Here is a 24,726-nt window from a genome sequence, read left to right on the forward strand (position 1 = left end):
ATGGGACTATGACCACAGCCGCGGCGGAACTCGAGACCGAGGTGCGTCGACTCCGCATCCGGATCATCTCGCTCAGCCCCGCCCAACTCGACGAGGCGACCGCGACCGCATCCAGCCGACGACAGGCGATCGTCGACGCTCTCGCCGAGTTCTCGACCATCGCCTCGGCCGGACGCGAGGTTCCGTGGCTGAGCGATCAGGCGCTCGCCGACCAGATCGTCGTTCTCCTCGAGCACGGACTCGGCACATCCGCGGGCCCGCCCCAGGAGGAGCAGATCCGCACCCTCACCGAGGCTGCCGTGCGTCTGCGTCGCACGCTCGCATGAGGACCGGCAGGGGAGGCGAAGAGCGATGACCGACCGTCGCACGTTCTCCTCCGTCCTGTCCGGGATCGTCGCCACCGTCATCTACTTCGGCACCGCCGAACTCATCGCCCGCGGACTCGGCATCGTCTCGGCCCCGGCGCTCATCCTCGGCCAGATCCTCATCCCGCTCATGCCGACCGCCCTCATCAAGGCGGCGATCGCGGTCTTCGGCACCGGGGACAAACTCGCGCTGGTCATCACCATCGTCATCGGCGGAGCCGCACTCGGGGCGCTCATCGGCTGGATCGGTGCCAACCGACGGGGACTCTCGATCGTCCTGCTCATCGGCTTCGGCCTGCTGCCCGCCGTGCTCACCGTGACCACCGGCGACGAGCTGTCCGCCGCGCTGCCGACGCTCGGCGGGGTCGCCGCCGGCGCGATCGTCTACCTCGTGCTCCAGTACCTCCTCGATCGCGGCCGACACCGGGGATTCGACGAGGCGGGACGACCCGACGCACGACCAGCAGAAGGCCCGGCGACAGTCACAGGAGAACAGGACGCACGACGGCCCGACCGGCGGGCCTTCTTCGGCCTCGCGGCGGGACTCGGTGCGATCGGAATCGCGGCCGTCGCCGCCGGTCAGTCAGCGGCCTCGCTGGCCCGGAGTGCGGCAGGCACGGTGACGCGGCTCGTCCTGCCCCGCCCGGCCGCCTCGGCGCCGGAGATACCGGCCGGGGCCGAACTCGACGTCACCGGGCTCACCCCGTTGGTGACCGCGAATGAGGATTTCTACCGCATCGATACCGCGCTCATCCCGCCGTCGGTCGATGCCGAGACGTGGCAGCTGCGCATCCATGGACTCGTCGAACACGAAGTGACGATCACCATGGCCGAGCTGCTCGACCTGCCGCTCGAAGAGCACTACGTGAGTCTCGCCTGCGTGTCCAACGAGGTCGGCGGGGACCTCGTCGGCAACGCGAAGTGGCTCGGATACCCGATCCGGGACCTGCTGGCCCGAGCGAAGCCGAAGGCCGGGGCGGACATGGTCCTCTCGGGCTCCGATGACGGTTTCACTGCCTCCACCCCGCTCGAGGTGCTCACCGACGACCGGGCGGCCCTGCTCGCGGTGGGCATGAACGGCCACGCGCTGCCCCGCGACCACGGGTACCCGGCGCGCCTCGTCGTTCCCGGTCTCTACGGGTACGTCTCGGCAACGAAATGGGTGACCGACCTCGAAGTCACCCGATTCGCGGACAGGGAAGCGTATTGGACGACCCGCGGCTGGTCCACGCATGGGCCGGTGCTCGTGGCCTCCCGCATCGACGTGCCGCGTCCCGGAGCGTCCGTGACGCCCAAGGACGGCGGACGGGTGAGCACCGCGGGCATGGCCTGGGCTCAGCACACGGGGATCGAGAAGGTGCAGGTGAGCGTCGACAACGGCGACTGGCAGACCGCCGATCTCAGCGAAGAGCTCACCGCCGACACGTGGCGGCAGTGGCGGTGCGAACTCACCGGACTGAGCCGGGACACGCACACGGTGAGCGTGCGCGCGATCGACGCCGACGGCAACATCCAGACCTCGCAGCGACGGCCTGCCATCCCCGGTGCCGCCACCGGTCTGCACGACCGCCAATTCACCGTGCAGTGAGCGGCCGAATGTGCCCGCTCAGCCCCAGTTCTTCGCATCCGAGAGGCAGAACGGGTGCCCGGCAGGGTCGATGAGCACGACCCAGGTCTCGCCGGGCTGCGGATCGGCGCGGGTGGCGCCGAGGGCCACACATTGGTCGGCTGCGGCCTCGATGTCATCGGCTGCGAGGTCGAGGTGGAACTGCTTGTGCCCGTCATCGGGCCAGTTCGGGCGCTGATAGTCCGGGATCGTGCCGATGCCCAGAGCGTGGCTGGGGCCGGTGAGCATCGCATAGTTCTCATCGGAATAGGCGATCGGCCAGCCGAGGACGGCGGAGTAGAAACGGCCGAGTGCCGCAGCATCCGGGGCGTCGAGGGTGACCATGGCCAGAGCGGCGATGGGGGACTGGGCCGTGCTGTCGGGGGCGGTCGGGTCTGTGGAGTTCTGTGTGTCGGTCATGTCTGACATTCTTGTCTCATGGACGATGCCGTCACTAGGAAAAATACGTCACCGGCGCCCGAGCATCTCTATGGTCGCGTCCTCAAGCCGGGGGAGCTGCTCGAACATGCTCAGTATTCGTCGGTCCGCGTGGTCGCGGAGCGCCTGCGCCCCTTCGTCAAACGCTATTGGGCCGTCGATTGGGATCTTCCCGACGGCGAGAGCTACCAGACCGCGACAGTTGCCGAGCCGACGATCAACCTGACCTTCGAATACGGGACGAGCCGGCGGGCGAACACCGACGGACCGGGAGTGTGGGTGACGGGTCCGGTGACGCAGCGACGCTTCGACGTCGGGATCTTCGGCCGCGGCGGAGTCTTCGGGGTGAACTTCCACCTCGGGGCGACCTTGGCCTTCTCCGGGCAGATGCCGGCCGACATCCGCGACACCACCGTTCCCGCAGCACAGTGGTTTCCCGCCCTCGAATCCGATCTGGGACTGACAGATTCGGACTTCAGTCTGTCGGATGGCCCGGACATCTCCGCGCTCGCCGAGGCGGTCGAGTCGTGGCTGCTCTCCCGCCGACCGCAGATGACCGGGGGTTATATGCGGCTCAAGCACCTACTCGACATCCTCGATGATCCGGAGGTCGTGAGCCTGAGAATGCTCTCCGAACGTGCCGGTGTCACCGAACGCACGCTGCAGAGGCTGTTCAGCCGCTTCTGCGGAGTCGGCGCGAAGAAGATCCTCACCCGGGCTCGGATCATCGACGCCGTCGGGGCCATCGACCGCGGATGGGATGATTCCCTGGCCGATCTCGGTGCTCGCTTCGGCTGGTTCGATCAGTCCCATTTCAACGCCGACTTCCTCCGCGTCACCGGCTTCAGTCCCGGCGAATACGCGCAGAGGAGATCGGCACGGACCCAACGCGACTGAGTTCAGTCCCGACCGCTGCGGTCCGGGTGCGACTGAGATCGTGGTGTCTGAGACGGTGCCGCATCGAACGTCCCACGGACCAGCAGTTCTCCGTCGCTGATGGTCTGGTGCCCCATGGCGAAACCGTGTCGGAGCGTCCGGCCCTCATCGAACAGCAGCAGGTCGGCGTCATGCCCGGGCACGATCCGGCCCTTGCGGGAGAGCTTGAGGGCATCGGCGGTATTGGCGGTGACGAAGGCGAGCACCTGGGTCAGGGAGAGTCCGCTGGACTCGGCGCAGGCCCACACCTGCTCAAACAGGGTCGACTGGTCGGCCACCTTCAGGTCGATCAGACGGCCCTGGGCATCGAACCTCGGCAGGCTTCCGTTGGCGTCCGAGGACAGGGTCAGCCGGTCCAGGTCACCGCCGAGCTCGACATACCGGCGCACCGACTCCACAGTCGAGGTACCGGCTGTCATATCGACGAAAGCTCCCTTCGCCGCCAACGCAACGGCATCGGCGACGAGCTCCTCATCCCGGGTGATGTGCGTGGCGTAGACGGCAGGCGGAGCGATCGGATAGTCGTCGAGGAGGCGATGGAGCGGGGTCAGCCTCGACTCATGGGACCCGACGTGGAAGTGCGTGACACCGGCCTTGCCGCTGAGCAGCCCGCCGACATGGCACTGACTGACGATGTCGGCGAGTGCCTCGACCGTGGGTTGGAACGAGCGTCGTTCGGACACGGCGATCTCTCCGGCACCGATGACCTTGTCGATGAGCACGATGTCATCGATCACCGACCCGGTGATCGTGCGTGCCGGGAGCTGGTAGCTTCCGGTGTAGACGAACGTCGTGATCCCCTCCTCCTCGAGACCCCGAGCCTTGGCGAGGAGACCTGCATGCGTGCGGGTGACGGAATCGGTGCCGAGGCAGCCGACGACGGTGGTCACGCCCGAACGGAGGATGTCGGTGACGGCGATCTCCGGAGTACGGGTCGCATAGCCTCCCTCGCCGCCACCGCCGGTGATGTGCACATGCGGATCGATGAAGCCGGGTGTGGCGGTGAGTCGGGAGGCCTCGATGACCTGGGCACCGGGCAACGCGGCGATGGCGACCGGATCCACCTCACCGATATGGGCGATGCGGGAACCTTCGACGAGGATGTCGCGGACCCCCAGCGGTTCGGGGGCGAAGATCTCCGCCCCGCGGATCAGCATGACCATGCTGAGTCTCCTTTCCACTCTGACCGTGACCGCGTTTCCGCCCCCGACTGTGTGCGCACTGGCCCCGCGCGCACCCGACTGTGTGCGCACTCGACCCGGTCGAGACGCGGATCCGTTCAGCCGGGGATGATGCCCTTACCGTCGACCTTGGGAATGGCGGCCAACAGCTTCTTCGTGTACGGGTGCTGCGGGTCGTTCCAGATCTCCGCGGTCGGCGCGACCTCGACGATGCGACCGGCCTCCATGACGGCGACCCGGTCGGCGATGTCGCGGACGACCGAGAGGTCATGGCTGATAAAGATCATCGACGCGCCGGAGTCGATGGCGAGGTCGCGCATCATCCGTGCGATGCGCGCCTGCAGGAACGCATCGAGAGAGGCGATCGGCTCATCGCCGACGAGCACCTTCGGACCGGCCGCCAAGGCACGGGCGATCGCAATGCGCTGCCGCTGCCCGCCGGAGAACGAATGCGAATAACGCTGCGCGGAGTCCGCCGGCAGGTCGACCGCCTCGAGCAGCGACTCGACACTCCAGCTCCCGGACGGGTCCAAAGCGAGGGCGTCCTCGAGCTGATCACGGATGCGCCGCCGGGGGTTGAGCGAGGCGTAGGGGTTCTGGAAGACCATCTGGACGCCGAGCAGGCTCTTCGCCCGCTTCTTCAGACCCAAGGCCCTCACCGGACTGCCGTCGAAGGTGATGGAGCCTCCGGCCGGTTTCTCGAGCCCGCAGATGAGCTTCGCCAGAGTGGACTTTCCGCAGCCGGACTCACCGACGAGTCCGAGCACCTCGGAACGTCCGAGCTGCAGGGAGACCCCGTCGACCGCGCGGAACCGTCCGCCGCCGTCGAGCTTGTATTCGCACGACACGGAATCGAGCGCGAGCAGCGGGGCACCGGCGGCGGTGGACTCGTCGCGGGCTTGGGTCGAGGTGTGACCGGTCGGTGTCATGATGCGACCTCCGCTCCCGGCAGCGATTCGATGAGCGACCGTGTGTATTCGTGCTTCGGTGCGGTGATCACGGTCTCCCGGTCACCGGTCTCGACGACGACGCCGTTCTTCATCACGACGATGGAATCGGCCACCGAGGACAGCACCCCGAAATCGTGGGTGACGAGCAGGACCGCGAGGTCGAGGTCGTCGCAGAGTTCACGGAGGAGACGGAGGATGCCGGCCTGCACGGTGACGTCGAGCGCCGTGGTCGGTTCGTCGGCGATGAGGACCTTCGGATCGCAGATGATCGCCGAGGCGAAGGCGATCCGCTGCAGCTGCCCGCCGGAGAACTGATGCGGGTACTTGCGCACGGCCTCGTCGGGGTGGGGGACCCGTGTGCGGCCCAGGATGTCGACGGCCTTCGCCAGCGCCTGCTTCTTCGACACCTTCTGGTGGTGCCGCAGATGGTCGGTGATCTGGTCGCCGACGGTGAGCATGGGGTGGAATGCCGAGGCCGGATCCTGGAACACCATCGACAGCTGCGCCCCGCGCAGCCGGTTGTGGGCCTTGGCCGGCATTCCGACGAGTTCGACGCCGTCGAAGTCGATGCTTCCGCTCAGTTCCGCCCCCGCCGGGGAGAGGCCCATGATGGCCAACCCGGTTTGTGTCTTACCGGACCCGGAGGCACCGGCGACTCCGGTGATCGAACCGGCCTCGAGGTCGAACGAGACGTCCCGGAGGATGTGCGAGGTCTCTTTGCCGGTGGTGACGGAGAGATTGAGGTCTCTGATGCTGATCATGCTCATGATGTCGTCTCACCGACTTCCTGTGCGGTGTGCGGGTCAAGGGTGTCGCGCAGACTGTCGCCGATGAAGTTGAAGGCCATGACGATGGTGAGGATGCACAGGCCGGGGAAGAACGCGATCCACCAGGCGGCGAACTGTGAGACACCCTCGCTGATCATCGCGCCCCAGTCGGGAGTCGGCGGGACAGCACCCAGGGACAGGAATGACAGGCCGGCCATCGTGAGGATCGCTGAGCCGACGTCGAGGGTGGCGAGCACGACGACCGGTGAGATGACGTTGGGCGCGATCTCGCGGATGAGTGACCGGCCGGCGCTGAAACCGAGGAGGCGACCGGCGATGACGTATTCGCTGCTGCGAGCCGTCATCACCAGTGACCGGGTGACACGGGCGTAGGAGGGCCAGGACACGAGCAGGATCGCGATGATCGCGTTCTTCAGACCCGGCCCCAGCGCTGCGGCGATGACCATGGCGAGGATGATCGTGGGGAACGCGAAGACGAGGTCGGCGATACGCATGATGATCTCGTCGACGGCACGGCCGAAGTAGCCGGCGATCGCTCCGAGCACCGAACCGAGAACCGCCGAGCAGATGACGACGAACACGGCGGCCGGCAGTGTGGTCCTTGCGGCGACGACGATGCGGGAGAACACATCTCGACCCAGAGTGTCGGTACCGAGCACATTCTCTCCGCCGGGTGCCGCGAGCCGTGGGAAGTCCTGGGCCAGCGGATCGAATGGGGCGATGAGCGGGGCGAAGATCGCCACGAGCAGCCAGATGAGGAGGATGGCAGCACCGACGAAGCCCAACGGGGTGCGCAGGGACCTCGGGAATCGGAACTGCCACCGCTTCACACCGGGGGTGAGCGGGTCACGGACGGCCGCCTCGGTGCCGGTGGAGCCCTCGGCGGAGTATTTGGGAGTGCCGATGCTCATCTCACCCTCACTCTCGGATCCACAAAGCCGTAGATCAGGTCGACGATGAAATTGACGATGATGTAGACGATGCCGATGACGAGGCCGACCCCCATGATGACGGGCAAGTCGAGCGTCGTCGCTCCGCGGTAAGCGTATTGGCCGAGGCCGTTCCAGGCGAACACCGTCTCGGTGAGCACGGCTCCCGAAAGCAGGGAGCCGAACGCGAGTCCGACGACGGTGATGATCGGGACCAGGGCGCCGCGGAAGATGTATTTGAACACGACAGTGCTGGTGGGCAGGCCCTTGGCCTTCGCTGCGGTGACGTAGTCGAACTTGATGATGTCGAGCACGCTCGAGCGCGAGAAGCGGGTGAGCAGTCCGATCGTGAACAGGGCGAGCACGCACGAGGGGAGGATGAGGTGTCCGAGTGCATTGGTGAAGGTCGCCATCTGCCCGGCCAGCAGGGAATCGAGCGTATAGAGTCCCGTGACCTTCGGCGGGGGAGTGATCCACGGATCGAGACGCCCGGCACCGGGGATGACGCGGAGTTTGAAGAAGAACACGAAGTAGGCGACGGTCGCGATCCAGAACGTCGGGGCGGAGATGCCGATGAGGCTGAGCGTGCGGATCGCATGGTCGACGATCGTGTTCTGCTTGAGCGCGCTGAGCAGACCGAGCAGCAGCCCGAGGATGACGGAGATGAGGATGGCACCGATGCCGAGTTCGATCGAGGCGGGGAAGACCTGCCCGATCGAGTCGAGCACTGGGGTGCGCGTCTGGTTGGAGACTCCCAGGTCCCCGTGGAGCAGATTGCTCAGGTAGGTGAAGTACTGGACGATGAGTGGTTGGTCGAGGCCGAGCCGTTCACGGGTCTGCGCCACGATCTCCGGGTCCGCAGCCGCCCGGTCGCCCAGTATTGCGGCGACCGGGTCGGTGGGCACGAGGTTCGTGAGCAGGAACGTCACGATCGTCACGCCCCAGATGAGGAGGACCGAGATGCCGATTCTGATGAGGATGAACCGGAGCAGCGGATGAAGCTTCGGCGGTTCGATCCTCTGGGCGGCATCACCGGTGGTGGTGCCTGAGGTCGGAGTCGTCTCGGTGGTGGACGCTGCCGTTGGTGCGGCTTCCGCCATCCTCACTCTGCCTTTGCGAAGTCGAACGAGGTGTCCGCGTTGGAGACGAACTTCTTCACGCTGTTGCCCACGACGATGGTGTCGACCGGCTGGACTAGCGGGATCCACACCCCGGTGTCCGACAGCGACTTGTACATCGTGGCATAGGCGTCGCCGCGGGAATCCTCATCGGCTTTCTCAGCCTTCTCGGCGAGCTTCGTGATCGCAGGATCGGCGCCTTTGTCCCAGTTGACGCGTTCGGCGACGCTGCCGCCGGGGACGAAGACGTTGTAGTTCGACGGGTCGGGGAAGTCCGCACCCCAGGTGCCGATGCCCATGGGCTGCTTGCCCGAACGGAAGCCGTCGAGCTGCGTGGCGCTGGGAGCCGGCTTGAGTGCGAGGTTGATGCCTGCCTCCTTGAGCTGTGCCTGCAGGGTCTCGGCGAGCTGGGCGAGGTCGACGCCGTTGACGGACTGGTCGCTCGAGTAGTGGAACGGAATCTTCTCACCGTCGTAGCCGGACTTCTTCAAAAGCTTCTTCGTCTTCGCCAGGTCGCGTTCGGGTGCCTGGTCCTTCGGCACGGCCCCATTGAACTCGTTCGGGACGAGCCCGGCCATGCGCTGAGCGCCTTCGCCGGAAAGCTCAAGGATCTTATCGTAGTCGATGGCTGAGGCCACGGCCTTGCGGAAGTCCTCGTTGGTCGTGATGTCGCTGACCTTGGAGTCCATGTTGTTGAAGATGTAGAGGCTGCGCGTCGACGGCAGCGAGGTCTTCTGCGCCATGCTGTCGTCGATCGAGTTCGCCTGGTCGGAGTTGAGGTCGTAGGCGACCTGAGCCTGACCGGACTGGATGTCGGTGAGCTGAGTTTCGGCCGAGACGTTGCGCAGGACGACGCGCTTGTACTTCGGTGCCGGGCCGTTGTAGTGCTCGTTCGCGGTGAGCACGACCTGGCTGTCCGGGTCGTAGGTGTCGACCTTGTAGGGGCCCGAGCCCTGCGAGTTCTCGTTGAGGAACTGCTCGGCGTCGTCCTTTTCGTCGGTCGTTCCCTTGTTCTCCTTGACGACCTTGGAGTTGACGATGCCGATGGAGGAGTTGGGCAGGATGTAGGGCAGTGCCGGATTGGGCTTCTCGCTCTTGAGCTCGATGGTCTCATCATCGACCTTCTTGACCTTCACACCGTCGAGGAAGAAGGAGGGATTGCCCTTGAGGCCTTGGAGTCGCTCGAAGGAGAAGACGATGTCATCGACGGTGACGGGATCGCCGTTGGAGAACTTCGCGTCCTTCTGCTTGAGTTTCAGCGTCATCGTCTTGTCGTCATCGGACATCTCGAAGGAGCAGAGACCGTCGGTGGGTTTCGTGAGGTCGCCGTCCTTGAACTCCAAGGCGGTCTGGTAGAGGGCGTTGTCGATCGTCGAGCCGGTGAACTCGAACTGCCGGTGGGGATCGATCGTTGCGAGGCTGAACGCCGTCTCCGCGACGATCGTGTCGCCGGAACCGCCGGCTTCGTCGGAGCCGCCGCTGCACGCGGCGAGGCCCGCCGTCAGCGCAAGGGTTGAGCAGATGGCCACGAAACTGCGGGTCAGACGCCTCATGTGTGATCTCCCTAACGGTAAGTGTTGTCAGTCACATTAGAGTCGATTCGTTCCCCGTGCAATTCAACTTGCCACAACGCTGAGAGTTTTCCGCTGTGGGGTTCTGCCAATGCCCTGATCCGTGGGTCAGGGCCGGTTGTGGGTGATCTCCGATGTCAGCGGTGTGAGTGTGCCAGGTCGAGCGCCTCGGCGGTGTCGGTGACGGTGCGGGCGACCGCCTCGGCGGTCCACGTCTGTCGGGCGCGATCAGGAACGGCCTCGGTCATGGCAGTGCTCCAGCGCTCCCGCCACTGGACGGGGAAGGCCCGCCGGAGCAGGTCGAGCATGATCGGGACCGCAGTCGAGGCTCCGGGGGAGGCGCCCAGCAGGCCGGCGATCGAACCGTCGGCGGAGACGACGAGTTCAGTGCCCTGCTGGAGGACTCCGATCCGCTTCGGATCCGGTGTGACCAGCTGTGCCCGCTGCCCGGCCGGGGCGAGCGTCCACTCGTTCCGCCGCGCCTGCGGGTAAAAGCGCTGCAGCTGGGCGAACTTCTTGGCGGGGCCGGCCGCGAGTTCCTTGATGAGGAAGGTCACGAGGCTGAGGTTCTGCAGGCCGGCGGCGGCGATGACGTGGAGGTTGTCGGGGCGCAGGGTTCTGAAGAAGTCGGTGAGGCGGCCGTGTTTGAGCAGCTTCGTGCTGAACGTCGCATAAGGGCCGAAGAGCAGATGCTCGCGTCCGTCGACGACGCGTCGGTCCAGATGCGGCACCGACATCGGAGGCGCACCCACATCGGCCTGACCGTAGACCTTCGCATCGTGGTCGGCGACGACGGACGGGGTGGAGCACCGGTAGAAGGCGGCCCCGACCGGAAGCACTGCGTAGCCGCGGACCTCCGGGATCCTCGCCTTCTGCAGGAGTCGGAGGGCGAACCCTCCTGCTCCGACGAAGACGGTGCCCGCGCGCACCGTGAACGACCCCTGCGAGGTCGACCCGGTGATCGTCCATCCCGCCTCCGTCCGATCGAGCCCGGTCACCTCGTGGCCGGTGCGGACCTCGGTGGTCCCGATGCGTGTGAGCGCGCCGGTCAGCGCACCGAAGTCGACGTCCGTGCCGCGGGGGTGGCGGGCGGCCGCGATGGGCTGACCGGTCGAAGGGCGTCCGGCCATCGTCAGCGGAGCCCACTGCGCGATGGTGGCAGGGTCGTCGGTGTACTCGAGATCGGCGAACAGCGGATCGGCGCGCAGGGTCTGAACGCGCGTGCGCAGATAGGAGACGTCCTCGGCGCCGAAGACGAGGTTCATGTGCGCCGTTTCGTGGATGAAGTCGCGTGGGTCGAGCAGGCCGCGGCGCACGAGTTCGGACCACCACTGCCGAGTCAGGTGGTACTGACCCGCGATCGATGCGGGCTTCGAACCGTCGGTCGGGTCGGGCATGTAGTTGAGTTCGCAGAAACCCGAATGTCCGGTGCCTGCGTTGTTCCACGCATCGCTGCTCTCTCCGCCGATGCTCTCGGCCTTTTCGAGCATGAGGATGCGCCATTCGGGTTCGAGCTGGGTGAGCATCGAGCCCAGCGTCGCCGACATGATTCCTCCGCCGATGAGGACGACGTCGGCGTCGGGCAGATGGTCTGAGGCTGTGGTGTGCGAAGACATGACTTCACGATGCGCGCCGAAGAATCATCCGTCCAATGAGGAAAAGGATATGTATGATCCGAATATGGAACGATCGAATGATGCCCGTGTCCCGCTGACGGCACTGCGGGAGCTCGTCGAGTTGGCCGACCAGGACGGGCACCTCACCGAGGCGGCCGCAGCGCTCGGCATTCCGCAGTCGACGATGAGCCGGCGCATCCACGGACTCGAGGACCACCTCGGCGTGCCTCTGATCGTTCCGCACGGACGCGCGATCGGTCTGACCAAGGCGGCTCGCGAACTCGCTGCGGCAGTGCGGATGCCGCTGCACGAGATCGGTGCCGCGCTCACTGATGTCGCCGAGGCTGCCGACCCCGATCACGGCACCATCCGATTCGGATTCCCGTTGACGATGGGTGCCGGCGAGGTTCCCGATCTGCTGGCCGCCTTCGCTGCTGAACATCCGGGCATCCGGCTCGATCTCAAGCAGGCGCACGGTGCCGAACTCGTCGACGATCTGCTGAGTGGCGCTCTTGATCTCGCGCTCATCATTCCGCCCCCGCCGGAGGTGCCGCATGAGGTGATTGGGACTCAGCGGATCGTGGCCGCATTGCCGGCCGACCACCGGTTGGCCCGCCGCGCGCACATCACCGTCGAACAGCTCGCCGATGACGAGTTCATCTCCACACCGGACAGCTACAATCTGCGAGCGCTCACCGATCGGTGGTGCCGTGCCGCCGGTTTCGCGCCGCAGGTGAAGACCGAGGTCACCGAGTTCTCCACGATCCGCGAGTTCGTCGGACGCGGCATGGGCGTGGCACTGCTGCCGCGAGCCGTGCGAGCGGTCGACGGAGTCGCCGAGGTGGAGTTGAGCGGTTCCGGCTACGTCCGCGAGATCGCGCTGTGCGCAGCCGTTCGGCGGCCCGGTCGGGTCGTGTCCCGGCTGCGGGATTTCATTCGCGATCGGAGCGCCGAATGGAGCACGGAGTCGGTCTCGGCCAAGCAGTCGAGCGAGGCTCGGCCGCGTCCGGACTGAGCACGCCGTGCAGACCCCACCCGCGGCATCCGCGCCGCACGCCCGTGCTATCAGCGCCCCTCACGCCCGCGATCGGGCGAGCAGGTAGACGAAGTACGGGGCGCCGACGAGGGCGACGATGAGTCCGGCCGGGATCTGCGCCGGCGCGATGACCGTGCGGCCCACGGCATCGGAGACGACGAGTCCCACCGCCCCGAGGATCATCGCGGCCGGCACCACCCGACGATGTCGGGCACCGACCAGTGCGCGGGCGGCATGCGGGGCGACGAGGCCGATGAAGCCGACGACGCCGACGGCCGAGACGCTCACCGCGGCGAGGACGGCAGCGGTGATGAGCACCGCGAGACGCACCGGTTCGCGCGCCACGCCGACCAACCTCGGCGTATCGTCGTCGAGGGCGAGCAGATCGAGCTCACGCGTCCACACGAACGCCGCGGGCACGGCGAGGAGGAGGACGAGGGCGACCGGGGCGACATCGGCCCACACCCGACCGTAGGTCGATCCCGACAGCCAGGTGAACAGGGTCGGGGTGTCCCACGGGTTCGCGCGGACGAGGAACAGCGTGGTCAGCGAGGTGAACCCGAACCACAGACCGATGCCGATGAGGACGAGCCGGTCCGTATTCATCCCGCCCCGCCACGAGAGCCCGTAGACGATCGCGAACGCCACGAGCGCCCCGACGATGCCCACACCGGAGACCAATCCGATGCCCGCGCCGGGGATGAGGGTGACGACGATGACCGCCCCCAGTCCGGCCCCGCCGGTGATCCCCAGCAATCCCGGTTCGGCAAGGGGATTCCGGGCGCTGGCCTGGACGAGGGTGCCCGAGAGTCCGAGCGCGGCGCCGGCGGCCAGCGCCGCAGCCACCCGCGGTGCCCGGGAATCGAAGGCGAAGTCGATGACCGGGGCGGCCTGACCCTGCAGCCACAGCAGACCGTCACCGAGGAGGTAGAACCGTTCCCCGGTGAGCAGACCGAGCACGGCAGCGATGATGAGAACGACGACTCCGAGACCGATGACCACGCTCGCCCGCCTGGGGCCGATGAGCGTCGATTTCGCCGCCGAGGTGGCCTGTGCCGGTCCCGAGGACCGCATCGACCGGGCGAGGAGGACGAGGACGATCGAGCCGAGGATCGTCGTCGTCACACCCGAAGGCAGGGTGATCGCCTCGGTGGCGCCGACGATCGCGCGCAGCACGGCATCGGAGAGGATGACGATGATCGCCCCGATGAGCCCTGTCGCCGGGATCATCACCGTATGCCGACCGAGCACCGGAACCATACGGGCGAGCAGGCGGGCGATGACCGGTGCGCAGAGTCCGACGAAGCCGATCGGTCCTGCCAGCGTCACCGCCGTGGCGGTGAGGATGACGGCGAAGAGGATGCCGATCGCCCGGGTCGAACGGATCGGGACTCCGAGCACCGAAGCCGCATCATCGCCGAGGCCGAGCAGATCCAGACGCTGGGACAGGAGGATCGCGCCCACAACGATGAGACCGATGACGGGGATGCTGCGTACGGCGGCCGTCCCGTCGAGCTGATTGAGGGTGCCCGACCCCCAGGAGAAGAGGCTCGTCGTCTCCTCGGAGAAGAGGATGAGCAGTGTCGACGTTCCGGCCTGCAGCGCCATGGCCGTGGCCGTGCCCGCGAGCACGAGCCGGGTCGTCGAGGCCGCCGCACCCCCGGCGAGGCCGAGCACGAGGGCAGCGGCCAGCAGCCCGCCGATGAACGCGACGCCGCCCGAGGCCCACATCGGGATCGCGATGCCGAAGGCCGTGACCACGGTGACGGCGAAATACGCTCCGCCCGTCACGGCGAGAGTGTCCGGCGAGGCCAAGGGGTTGCGTGCCAGGGACTGGAAGAGAACCCCGGCGACGCCGAGAGCGATGCCGACGAGGATGCCCGCCCCCACGCGCGGCAGCCGCGATCCCAGGAGGATGTCACGGGCACCGGGACCCGCCTCGGCGAGGGAGGAACCCTGACCGATCAGCGAAGCCAGCAGATCACGCACACCGATCCCGGAAGTGCCCTGGGTGATGTGCCAGGCGGAGAGGAGGACGAGGACCGCGGTGAGCGCCAACAGCACCCCGGTGGCCGAGATCGCGCCGACGATCCCACCACCGCGGCGCCGGGCCATGGCCGACTCGGCCGCTGTCTTATCCTCGGTCGTTGCCGACACAGGTGCAGTCATGGACTACTTCGTCAGCGCGTCGACGTAGGCGTCGATGGCCTGCTCGGAGGACTTGGGTCCGCCGAAGGTCCAGATGCCGGCCGGGAACGCCCACGTGCGATCGTCCTTGACGGCGGGGATGTTCGCCCAGATGTCGTTCTTCTTCAGCAGCTCGACATAGTCCTCGGACTCGGGGTCCTCGGTGCCGGTGTAGAAGAAGTTCGCGTCGCCGACCTTCGCAATGCCCTCGATGTCGGTCTGGCCGAGGCCGTAGGCGGGGTCGACCTCGCCGGTCCACACGTTCTTCAGCCCCAGCTCCTCACCGAGCTCACCGATCAGCGACCCCTGCCCGAACGGGCGGAGGGCGACATTCGACCCGTTGACCCACCCGTCGAAGTACACGAAGTCCTTGGTCCCAGGGTCCGCCTCGGCGATGGCCTTCTTCGACTCCTCGAGCGTGGCATCGAAGTCGCCGAGCACGGTCTCGGCACGGTCGGTGCGACCGGTCGCCTCCGCCACCGTGGTGAACGTGTCCTTCATGTACTTGACGGGGTCCTTTCCGTCGGCCCCGGCCATCGCCATGACCGGGATGCCCTGGTCCTCGAGCTGACCGACGATCTTGTCCTTGCGGTTCGTCGTCTCGATGATGACGAGGTCAGGATCGGCCGAGAGGATCGACTCGACGTTGGGCTCCTGCCGGGTGCCGACATTCGTGACGCTGTCCGGCAGCTTCTCTGCGGTGTCCCACGTGGTGAAGCCCTTCGCATCGGCCACGGCGGCCGGGTCGACGCACAGGGAGAGCAGGTCTTCGGTGTACTGCCATTCGAGGGAGACGACCTTCGCCGCCGGCTTGTCGAGCGTGATTTCGTGACCGGTGTCGTCGGTGACGGTGACCGGATCCGCCGAGGTGGTGCTCGAGTCGTCCGCGCATGATGCCGAGGCCGTGGACTGGGCATCGGCCGGGGCCTCGGTGTCGGTGGTGCCGCATCCGGTGAGCGCGAGAGCGCAGATCGCGGTGGCCGAGGCGAAGGCGGCAAAGGCGGTGCGCGGCAGAGGTGTCGTCGTCATGGTCTTCTTTCTGATGGGCCGAGCGTGCCTCGGCTGTTGGAGTGATTCGGTGGGTGAAGTGATTCGTCGGGTGATTCGTCGGGTGGAGGCGTGCCTCGTCGGGTGGGGTCGGGGCTGTCGAGCGGAACCTGAGCTCTGCCGGCGGCGCGGCGGCGACGCCGGTTGAGGGCCTCGACCCTGACCAGGCCTGAGTCCGCATCGATGCGCGTGGAGATGGGAAGCCCGTAGACCTCGCTGAGGACGTCGGCGGTGAAGACCTCTTCGCAGGTGCCGACCGAACGGATGCGTCCCTGGTCGAGCAGGACGACGTGATCGGCGACCGTGGCCGCGTGTCCGAGGTCGTGGAGGACGACTCCGACGGCGATGTGGTGGTCATCGGCGAGTTCGCGCATGAGGTCGAGGATCTCCGCCTGGTAGCGCAGGTCGAGGTGGTTCGTCGGTTCGTCGAGCAGCAGCACGCCGGTGTCCTGGGCCAGGCAGGTGGCCAGCCAGACGCGCTGGAGTTCGCCGCCGGAGAGCTGATCGACCGGCCGGTCGGCCATGCGGCCGGTGCCCGTGAGCTCAAGTGCCCGATCGATGGCTTCCCGATCGGTGTCCGTGAGCGCGGCGAAGCGCTTGCGGTGCGGGTGTCGGCCGTAGGCGACGATCTCGCGCACGCTCAACCCCGACGGGTGAGGGCGCGACTGGGAGAGCAGCGTGACGATGCGAGCGAACTCCTTGGCGCTCAGGGCGCTCGCCTGCGTGTCCTCCTCGTTCGTGGTCACGACGACCTCGCCCGAGGTGATCGGGTGGAGCCGGGCCAAGGAGCGCAGCACGGTCGACTTGCCCGAGCCGTTGGGGCCGAGCAGCGCGGTCACTTCTCCGGGGGCGATCGTCAGGCTCACCTCGTGGACGACGGGAGTGCGATCGTAGCCGAGGACGAGACTGGTGGCGGTCAGTGCAGTGGAGTTCACAAATGTTTAGCCTAACCTAAGTTTCGAGCAGTAGTCGCGTACTTGAGATGTCGTATCGGTCAAGGCGGTGGCGTGTGCGCGTGGTCCGTCTCCGGGGCCGCCGTGTTCGCCCAGGTGGGGCGCCTGGACCTTGTCCAGAGTGTGCTGTGCCTCACGTGTGTCATGACCGGCCGATACGGTAGTCACTCGCCCGTAGGATGGGAGAGAGATGAGGAGGAGCAGATGAGATTCATCGCCACGGGGGACTGGCAGCTGGGGATGACGGCCCACTACCTCAGCCCGGAAGCTCGCCCCCGGTTCCACCGCGCCCGACTCGACGTCGTCTCCCGCATCGGCGAGCTTGCGAAGGAGCAGGACGCGGAGTTCGTACTCGTCTGCGGAGACGTGTTCGAGACCAATCAGCTCGACCGCGCCATCATCGCGCGCGCCTTCGAAGCGCTCGCCTCGATCACCGTCCCCGTCGTTCTGCTGCCGGGCAACCATGACCCCCTCGACGCGGCATCGATCTACGATTCACCCGCGTTCACCTCGCGCGTGCCCGACCATGTCCATGTGCTCCGCAACAGCGATCCTTTCGAAGTCGTCCCCGGGGTCGAGATCGTCGGTGCCCCCTGGTTCTCCAAGCATCCCCAGGGTGATCTCGTCGCCGCAGCGACGACCGACCTCGCCGAGGTGGCTCGCGGTTCCGTGCGCATCATCGCCGGTCACGGTGCCGTGAGCGTCCTCGACCCCGACCGGGAATCGTTGGCCACGATCGACACCGACAACCTCAGGGCCCTGCTGCGCGAGGACCGCGCCCAGTTCGTCGCCCTCGGAGACAGGCACGCCACCTTCGAGGTCGCCGACCGGATCTGGTACCCGGGAGCACCGGAGGTCACCTCTCGGCGGGAAGACGATCCGGGCAACGTCCTGCTCGTCGACATCGACGCCGACACCCATGCGGCCGCGGTCGAGAAGATCCACCTCGGCACCTGGACCTTCACGGTCATCGAGGCCGACCTCAACTCCGCCGCCGACGTCGACGAGTTCGAACAGCGGATGAACGCCGTGGCGGACAAGGACCGCACCGCGGTCTGGCTCATCCTCCGCGGCACCCTGCCGACGGCGGCGAAGGCCCGACTCGATGAGCTCCTCGACCATTTCACCGACCTGTTCGCCCTCGTCTCCCTCTGGGAGCGGCACATGGACCTCGCGGTCATCGCCGCCGATGAGGACTTCGCCGATCTCGGTCTGAGCGGGTATCTGCAGGAGACCCTCGACGACCTCTCCGCACGCGCCGCGGCCGAGGACGACACCGCGATCGCGGCCCAGGACGCCCTCGGCCTGCTCTACCGATTCGCCAGGAGCACCTCATGAGACTCCACTCGATCACCCTCACCGACTACAAGGGCATCACCGAGTCCACCGTCGAGTTCGGTCCCGGCGTGACGGTCGTCGAAGGTCCGAACGAGATCGGCAAGTCTTCGATCCACCAGGCCATCACCCAGTTGCGCGAGGACAAAGCGAGCTCCCGGAAGGCCAGCGTCAAGGACACTCAGCCGGTCGGCTCCGATGTCGGTCCCCAGGTGGAACTGCACTTGAGCACTGGCGGCTACGAGGTCCGCTACAGCAAACGCTGGCTCAAGCAGCCCTTCACCGAACTGCGCATCCTGGCACCGGTGCCCGAGCAGCTCAGCGGCGATGAGGCCCATGAGCGCTTCCTGTCTCTCCTCGACGAAACCGTCGACGTCGACCTCCTCGATGCCCTCGACGTCGCCCAGGGCCGAAGTCTCGCCCAAGCATCGCTGGCCGAGATCAAAGCGCTGCACGGCGCGCTCAATGCATCGGGGGAGGTCCCGGCCGATCACGATGCCTTCCTCGACCGGGTCGAGGGCGAATACCTCAAATTCTTCACGGCAAAGGGCAAGGAGACCGGAGAGCTGAAGAAGCTCGCCGAAGAGCTCCCGGCCGCCGAAGAGCGCCACCGGACCCTCGACGAGCGCAGCAGGGACATGGACGCACTCGTCGAACGGCACGCTCGAGCCGCCGACCGCCTGGAGACCGTCCGCGATCAGCTGACCGCGGCCGTGACCGAACGTGAGGAAGCTGAAGAGGCGGCGAAGGCCGTGTCCGGGCTCAAAGCCGAACTCGACCGTGCCGCCGAGGCGGCCGAATCCGCGAAACGCGAAGAGGAGCGGGCAGCAGAGGCCCATGACCGTCGCAGTCGGCTCATCGCCGAGACGACCTTCGCCGACGCGGCGGTGAAAGAGGCGGCAGCGAGCCGGGAGACCGTCATACAGACCGAACGCGATCAGGATGCGGCCTTCGCCCGAGCGCAGCAGGACCTCGACGCCAGGCAGGCCGAACTCGAGACCGCGCGGACCGAAGCGAAGGCGGCATCCGCGAGCCTCGCTCATGCCCGCGCACGCCGTGAGGTCAGCGAACTGCGCAGGCGGTTGGCGAGCATCCGCGAACAGGAGGGCAGAGTCGCCGACGCGAGGGCGACGATCGGGTCGATCACCGTGACGGCGAAGGACGTCGACCACCTCGGCGGCCTCGTCACCGAGGTGCGCATCGCAGAGAAGGCGAAGACCGCCGCGGCCGCGCACATCATCGCCAGGCGACTCGGGGACACCGACGTCAGGATCGACGGAACCGCGCTCTCGGACGACACCGATGCCGAGTTCGCCGTCGTCAAGGACACGAGCATCGTCATCGATTCCGTCGTCGACATCACGGTTCGGCCGGGACAGTCCCCAGCCGAACTCGACCGCGCCGTCGACCGGGCACGCAGCGAACTCGACGCCGAGCTCGAACGACTCGGCGTCGATTCGCTCGATCATGCGCGTGAGCGTGCCGAGGTGCGCACGAATGCCGAAGCGCTGCTGGCCGAGGCGAACTCGACGCTGCGGGCGCTCATCGGTGACGACGACCGCGACCGGCTCGACGCGGCGCTGTCCCGAGCCGAACAGCTCATCGTCGAAGCGGGAGAGCCCGCGGGAAGCGACGTTGGGTCCGAGACCGAAGAGGTCGCCGAGGCCGACGAGGTCGATGCGACGACGATCGACGAGCTCGAAGCGAGAGTCGACACGACCACGGCAGCCGTCGACTCCGCACAGGATGCCGTCGACAAGGCCCGCGCCGCACTCGAGCGTACCCGCACCGACCGGGATGAGGCGCGGGTCGCCTCGGTCCGAGCGCAGGCTCAGCACGAGCAGGCGATGACGACATGGACGAACCTATCTGCCCGACTGGCGGCCGATCGGGACGCTCACTCCGATGAGGCGCTGAAGGACGCACACGCCGATGCGCGGGAACAGACTCAGAAACGTGAGGGAGAGGTCGAAACGGCTCGGGCTCGCTATGAGGCCGCCGACCCCGAGACCCTGGAGATGCGGCTGCAGAACGCCCTCCAGCTCCTCGACAGCAAACAGCAGGAGCAGGAGACCGGTCGGCAGGAGGTCGATCGGCTCTCGGCGCTCATCGACGACCGGGCGGCAGAGGGCATCTACGACAGGCTCAAGGCTGCGGAGGAGACCCTGGATTCGCAGCGCTCACGGTTGGCACGACTGCGCCGGCAGGCGGAGGCGATCCGCCTGCTGCGTGAGACCGTGCTCGCTCACAAGGAAGAAGCGCAGCGACAGTACGTCGCTCCGTTCAAGGAGCAGATCGAACGGCTCGGACGGGTGATCTTCGGTCAGGGGCTGTCGGTGGAGATCTCCGAAGACCTCGAGATCGTCTCCCGGACGCTAGACGGCCGCACGGTGAGCTTCGAATCGCTCTCGGGCGGAACGAAGGAGCAGCTGGCTCTCATCGGACGCCTCGCCGTGGCCACCCTCGTCGATGAGTCCTCGGGTGCTCCGGTGATCCTCGATGACGCGTTCGGCTTCGCCGATGAGAAGCGTCTGTCCGCGCTCAACGTCATCCTCGGCAATGTCGGCCGCAACGCGCAGGTCATCCTGCTCACCTGCCAGCCCGACCGGTTCGCCCGCCTCGGCGGAGCACGCACCGTCAGCCTCGGCTGAGCGAAGTGGAAGCGGGTGCCCCGGCGTGCGCGTGCCCGACCGAACGGACCCGCCTTGCCTCAGTTCGGCAAGTGACCATGCGCTAACCTGAGCATATGAGCGAGAAGACCTATGCCGACGAAGTCATCGTCCGCTGCTCAGGCGACGGGTACTACCGGACACGCTGGATCCCTCGGGTGTCGTTCACATCGATCCGTTTCGGTGCCGACCGGTTCCAGAGATGTCCGGTCCACGGCCGATGGGAGATGGCGGGAATCGTCGACGACGCGGATCTCACCCCGGAGATCCGCAGCGCAGCCGAGAAATATCCGGCCTCTCGCATCCCCTGACCGACGTCGAAACTCGTCAGTCGGAGCCCACTGCCCCCTGCGCCGCCTTCCGCGCCGCCTCGGCGGCATCGATGGCATCCTCACGGATGGTCCGGCGCAGGATCTTCCCCGAGGTCGTCTTCGGCAGCTGATCGAGCACGGTGACGTGATGCGGTGCCTTGAACGCGGCCAAACGCTCACGGCAGTAGGCGATGACCTCCTCCGGTGCCACCTCGGCGCCGGGCTGCACGGTGACGAACGCAACGACATCCTCGCCGCGGTACTCATCGGGGATGCCGACGACAGCAGCCTCTTCGATGGCAGGGTGGGTGTACAGAACATCCTCGACCTCACGCGGCCAGACCTTGAAGCCGGAGGCGTTGATCATGTCCTTCATCCGATCGACGATGAACAGCCAGCCGTCTTCGTCCATGAACCCGACATCGCCGGTGCGGAGTTCTCCGCCGGGGATCTGCGCGGCTGTCGCCTCCGGGTCGTTGAGATAGGCGGGAACGACCGACGGGCCGGAGACGGCCACCTCGCCGACTTCGCCCGGACCGAGCGAGGCACCGGTTCCGTCGATGATGCGCACCATCGTGTCGACCTGGGGCAGACCGCAGGAGAGGTTGCCGCTGTTCTCATCCACCGGTGCCCGCATCCCCGCCGGCACCGAGGCGACCTGCGCGCAGGTCTCGGTCAGCCCGTAGCCCTGCTGGAGGTAGATTCCGGTCTTCTCTTCGAACCGATCGACGAGGCCCTCGGGCAGGGGAGCTCCACCGGACTTGAGGCGTTTGAACGAGGAGAAATGATCCTCGGTGAAATCAGTGTGGGCGAGCATCGCCGTGTAGACGGTGGCAGGGCCGACCATATACGCCGGACGTTCGCGGCGGCACAGCTCCAACATCGGACCCGGCTGGAAACGGTAGTTGAGGACGAGCCGCGCACCACCGGCGACGGCAGCCACGAACTGACTGACGAATCCGGTGATGTGGAAGAGCGGAGCGAGCGTCGCATACCCCTCACCAGGGGTGAAAGACGAGGTGCGCACCGCCTGGCGCGCGTTGTTCGACACATTCGCGTGAGTGGCCATCGCCCCTTTCGACTTCCCCGAGGTGCCCGAGGTGAACACGACGAGAGCCGTGTCCTCGGGAGCGGGCCGGTCAGGAGTGAACCCGTTATCGAGGTGCTCCGCGACGACGCTGCGGAAGTCGAAGGCATCGGGGACGGGCGGCAGATCCGCGAACGCGGAGAAGATCGAATCCGGTCCCTCGACCTGAAAATCACCATCATTGCTGAGGACGACGAGCGGCAAGGACTCGGCAAAGGGCTGCACCCGGTCGAGGTAGGCCGCCTTCGAGACGATGATGCCCTTGACCTCGGCGGTGTCGAAGATATGCACGAGTTCGCCGCGATACATCGGATTGAGCGGCACGACCGCGCCGCCGGCCTTCCAGATCCCGTAGCTCGCGATGACGAACGCCGGAGTGTTCTGGTCATAGATGCCGATGCGATCACCGCGAGTGACCCCATTAGCTACGAGAAATGAGGCAAAGGCGTTGCTCCAGCGGTCGAACTCGGTCCACGTGAGCGAGAAACCGTAGTAGCTGATCGCCGTGGCCTCGCCGTGTGCCCGGACCGTTGCGGCCAGGTCGGCCACGGTCGTCGACGGTTCCAGAACATTCGGCTGCGGAGCCGCATCGCCCCAGGTCGCCATCCACGGTCGTGATTCGAACCAGTCACCCATGCTCACCACGTGCTTTCTTCGCGCTGTTCACTTCTCAGGGACTCACTCCGTCCCCGCACGGGGACACGCTACTCTTCCACACCCCAGACAGCAATCGAACGATCGACCAGCGAGTCTCAGCGGTCCTGCCAGTCGCATCTGCTGATTGACTCGCATGTGGTTTTGGACAGCAAGTTGCGGCGAGCGGCCCCAGACCGAAGCGACAGCGGTCAGAGCCTCCCTCAGTGAGACCCAGCGGCTCCCTGTGCTTCCTCGCGTGCCGCCTGCGCTGCCTCGACGGCGTCAGCACGGATCGTGCGGCGCAGGATCTTGCCCGAACTCGTCTTCGGCAGCTGGTCGATGAACGTCACCTGGTGCGGTGCCTTATAGGAGGCCAGACGCTCACGGCAGAAGGCGATGATCTCCTCAGGAGTCGCCTCGGCGCCGGGTTGGAGAGTGACGAACGCGGCGACGTCCTCGCCGCGGTAGTCATCGGGAATGCCGACGACCGCGGCCTCCTGAATCGCCGGATGCGTGTAGAGGACGTCCTCGACCTCGCGCGGCCAGACCTTGAACCCGGAGGCGTTGATCATGTCCTTCTTGCGATCGACGATGAACAGCCACCCGTCCTCACGCATGAACCCGACGTCCCCGGTGTGCAGTTCGCCATCGGGGATCTGCGCGGCCGTCGCCTCAGGATTGTTGAGGTAGCTCGAGACCACCTGCGGTCCGGAGATCGCGACCTCACCCACCTCGCCGGGGCCCACGGGCTCACCATCGTCATCGAGGATGCGGATGAGGACGTCGGGCTGGGGCAGGCCGCAGGCGAGGTTGCCGCTGTCGGGGTCGACGGGAGCGTTGAACCCGTGCGGCACGGTCGCGACTTGAGCGCACGTCTCGGACAGGCCGTATCCCTGACCGACGTAGATGTGCGCGCGTTCCTCGAACTTGTTGACCAGCCCCTCCGGCAGGGGAGCCCCGCCGGACATCATCGACTTGAACGAGGAGAACTTCTCCGGGTCGAAGTCCGGATGCGCCATCAGGGCGGTGTAGACCGTGGCGGGTCCGGCCATATAGGCGGGTTTCTCCGCAGCACACAGGGCGATGAACGAACCGGGTTCGAACCGGTAGTTGAGGATGAGCCTGGCGCCACCGGCGACCGAGGCGAGGAACTGGCAGATGAAGCCGGTGATGTGGAACAGCGGGGCAAGGGTGAGGTAGCCGTCGCCGGGACCGAGCTCGGGGTTGCGCAGACAGTAGCGCGAATTGCTCGAGATGTTCGCATGCGTCGCCGCCGCACCCTTCGACCGCCCCGAGGTGCCCGAGGTGTAGGCGATGAGAGCGAGGTCGGACGGTGTGGGGGAGTGAGGTGTGAAGTCGGTGTCGAGATGGTCCTCGACGGCTGCCTCGAAATCGGGCAGATCAGGGACGTCCGGAAGCTCGGCGAACATCGAGAAGATCGCGTCCGGGCCGTGCTTCTGGAAACTGCGATCGTCGCTGAGGACGACGAGCGGCAGACCGCTGGCATAGTCCTTGACCCGATCGAGATACGCAGCCTTCGACACGATGAGTCCGCTGATCTCCGAGTCCGCGAAGATGTGCTCGAGTTCGCCGCGATACATCGGATTGAGCGGCACTACCGCTCCGCCGGCCTTCCAGATGGCATAGGTCGCAATGACGAAGGCCGGGGTGTTCTGGTCATAGATGCCTACGCGAGCCCCGGGCGCGATTCCGCGGGTGGAGAGGAACGCCGCGAACGCCGTCGTCCGCCGATCGAATTCGGCCCAGGTCAGCCGGAACCCGTAGTAGCTGAAGGCCTCTTCGTCACCGCAGGCAGCGACGGTCGCGGCAAGATCGTCCAGCGGCGTCGAGTCGGGCAGGACATAGGGCTCCTGGGCGAGATCGCCCAGCGTCGTGATCCAGGGACGAGTGTCATACCAGCTGTTCGTCATCGAACATCCTTTCAGATCAGTTCCCGGCCGAGACCT

At 66.6% G+C, this 24,726-nt stretch carries 20 protein-coding genes; 7 read left to right on the top strand and 13 right to left on the bottom strand.

Features of this window, described 5'->3' with window-relative positions; genetic code table 11:
- Positions 1-8: 8 nt before the first annotated feature.
- On the top strand, positions 9-326 hold the full coding sequence (locus GUY23_RS06710; protein WP_166970822.1) for a hypothetical protein: 318 nt from the start codon (positions 9-11) through the stop codon (positions 324-326).
- Positions 327-351: 25 nt separating this feature from the next.
- A complete protein-coding gene (locus tag GUY23_RS06715; protein ID WP_166970824.1) occupies positions 352-1,953 on the top strand; it encodes a molybdopterin-dependent oxidoreductase in 1,602 nt (533 codons plus the stop codon).
- A gap of 18 nt (positions 1,954-1,971) precedes the next feature.
- Here the strand turns inward: GUY23_RS06715 and GUY23_RS06720 are convergent, their stop codons facing one another.
- Entirely contained in the window at positions 1,972-2,391 is a 420-nt protein-coding gene (locus GUY23_RS06720) for a VOC family protein (RefSeq protein ID WP_166970826.1), read from the bottom strand.
- A gap of 18 nt (positions 2,392-2,409) precedes the next feature.
- On the opposite strand from GUY23_RS06720, the gene GUY23_RS06725 reads away from it, so the two are divergent.
- Positions 2,410-3,306 carry a helix-turn-helix domain-containing protein gene (locus tag GUY23_RS06725; protein ID WP_166970827.1) on the top strand — a complete coding sequence of 299 codons (897 nt, stop codon included), beginning with the start codon at positions 2,410-2,412 and terminating at the stop codon, positions 3,304-3,306.
- A 2-nt stretch (positions 3,307-3,308) separates the two neighbouring features.
- Here the strand turns inward: GUY23_RS06725 and iadA are convergent, their stop codons facing one another.
- The 7 genes from iadA to GUY23_RS06760 form a co-directional block, all read right to left on the bottom strand.
- Positions 3,309-4,508 carry a beta-aspartyl-peptidase gene (gene iadA / locus GUY23_RS06730; protein ID WP_166970829.1) on the bottom strand — a complete coding sequence of 400 codons (1,200 nt, stop codon included), beginning with the start codon at positions 4,506-4,508 and terminating at the stop codon, positions 3,309-3,311.
- Between the two features lie 116 nt (positions 4,509-4,624).
- Positions 4,625-5,455 (bottom strand): ABC transporter ATP-binding protein, encoded by an 831-nt coding sequence (locus GUY23_RS06735; protein ID WP_166970831.1) that lies wholly within the window; start codon positions 5,453-5,455, stop codon positions 4,625-4,627.
- Entirely contained in the window at positions 5,452-6,243 is a 792-nt protein-coding gene (locus GUY23_RS06740) for an ABC transporter ATP-binding protein (protein ID WP_166970833.1), read from the bottom strand. The genes GUY23_RS06735 and GUY23_RS06740 overlap by 4 nt, the downstream gene beginning before the upstream one ends.
- On the bottom strand, positions 6,240-7,175 hold the full coding sequence (locus tag GUY23_RS06745; protein ID WP_166970835.1) for an ABC transporter permease: 936 nt from the start codon (positions 7,173-7,175) through the stop codon (positions 6,240-6,242). The genes GUY23_RS06740 and GUY23_RS06745 overlap by 4 nt, the downstream gene beginning before the upstream one ends.
- Positions 7,172-8,293 carry an ABC transporter permease gene (locus tag GUY23_RS06750; protein WP_228282772.1) on the bottom strand — a complete coding sequence of 374 codons (1,122 nt, stop codon included), beginning with the start codon at positions 8,291-8,293 and terminating at the stop codon, positions 7,172-7,174. The genes GUY23_RS06745 and GUY23_RS06750 overlap by 4 nt, the downstream gene beginning before the upstream one ends.
- Before the next feature lie 2 nt (positions 8,294-8,295).
- Complete coding sequence (locus GUY23_RS06755) at positions 8,296-9,864, bottom strand: ABC transporter substrate-binding protein (protein WP_166970837.1); 1,569 nt, start codon at positions 9,862-9,864, stop codon at positions 8,296-8,298.
- Between the two features lie 155 nt (positions 9,865-10,019).
- Entirely contained in the window at positions 10,020-11,498 is a 1,479-nt protein-coding gene (locus GUY23_RS06760) for a malate:quinone oxidoreductase (protein WP_166970839.1), read from the bottom strand.
- Positions 11,499-11,562: 64 nt separating this feature from the next.
- Between GUY23_RS06760 and GUY23_RS06765 the strand changes: the two genes are divergently transcribed.
- On the top strand, positions 11,563-12,513 hold the full coding sequence (locus tag GUY23_RS06765) for a LysR family transcriptional regulator (RefSeq protein WP_166970840.1): 951 nt from the start codon (positions 11,563-11,565) through the stop codon (positions 12,511-12,513).
- 60 nt (positions 12,514-12,573) lie between these two features.
- On the opposite strand, the gene GUY23_RS06770 is transcribed toward GUY23_RS06765, so the two are convergent.
- From GUY23_RS06770 to GUY23_RS06780, 3 genes are read right to left on the bottom strand one after another with little or no spacing between them, the layout of a single operon-like run.
- Positions 12,574-14,703, bottom strand: coding sequence for an iron ABC transporter permease (locus GUY23_RS06770; protein WP_166970842.1), 2,130 nt, complete (start codon positions 14,701-14,703; stop codon positions 12,574-12,576).
- A 3-nt stretch (positions 14,704-14,706) separates the two neighbouring features.
- Positions 14,707-15,750: an ABC transporter substrate-binding protein gene (locus tag GUY23_RS06775; RefSeq protein ID WP_166970844.1), complete on the bottom strand. Its 1,044-nt coding sequence runs from the start codon at positions 15,748-15,750 to the stop codon at positions 14,707-14,709.
- On the bottom strand, positions 15,747-16,703 hold the full coding sequence (locus GUY23_RS06780; protein ID WP_166970846.1) for an ABC transporter ATP-binding protein: 957 nt from the start codon (positions 16,701-16,703) through the stop codon (positions 15,747-15,749). Before GUY23_RS06780 ends, GUY23_RS06775 begins: the two co-directional genes overlap by 4 nt.
- A 222-nt stretch (positions 16,704-16,925) precedes the next feature.
- Between GUY23_RS06780 and GUY23_RS06785 the strand changes: the two genes are divergently transcribed.
- The 3 genes from GUY23_RS06785 (at position 16,926) to GUY23_RS06795 (ending at position 21,036) form a co-directional block, all read left to right on the top strand.
- The gene (locus tag GUY23_RS06785; protein WP_166970847.1) at positions 16,926-18,059 is read left to right on the top strand and encodes a metallophosphoesterase family protein; all 1,134 of its coding nucleotides are present in this window, start codon (positions 16,926-16,928) and stop codon (positions 18,057-18,059) included.
- Positions 18,056-20,707 carry an AAA family ATPase gene (locus GUY23_RS06790; RefSeq protein WP_166970849.1) on the top strand — a complete coding sequence of 884 codons (2,652 nt, stop codon included), beginning with the start codon at positions 18,056-18,058 and terminating at the stop codon, positions 20,705-20,707. The genes GUY23_RS06785 and GUY23_RS06790 overlap by 4 nt, the downstream gene beginning before the upstream one ends.
- Positions 20,708-20,802: 95 nt before the next feature.
- On the top strand, positions 20,803-21,036 hold the full coding sequence (locus GUY23_RS06795) for a hypothetical protein (RefSeq protein WP_166970852.1): 234 nt from the start codon (positions 20,803-20,805) through the stop codon (positions 21,034-21,036).
- 16 nt (positions 21,037-21,052) lie between these two features.
- On the opposite strand, the gene GUY23_RS06800 is transcribed toward GUY23_RS06795, so the two are convergent.
- Positions 21,053-22,759 (bottom strand): class I adenylate-forming enzyme family protein, encoded by a 1,707-nt coding sequence (locus GUY23_RS06800; RefSeq protein WP_166975741.1) that lies wholly within the window; start codon positions 22,757-22,759, stop codon positions 21,053-21,055.
- A gap of 221 nt (positions 22,760-22,980) precedes the next feature.
- Positions 22,981-24,690 (bottom strand): class I adenylate-forming enzyme family protein, encoded by a 1,710-nt coding sequence (locus GUY23_RS06805; protein ID WP_166970854.1) that lies wholly within the window; start codon positions 24,688-24,690, stop codon positions 22,981-22,983.
- Between the last annotated feature and the right edge of the window lie 36 nt (positions 24,691-24,726).

The sequence above is a fragment of the Brevibacterium atlanticum genome (assembly GCF_011617245.1).
Lineage (GTDB): Bacteria > Actinomycetota > Actinomycetes > Actinomycetales > Brevibacteriaceae > Brevibacterium > Brevibacterium atlanticum.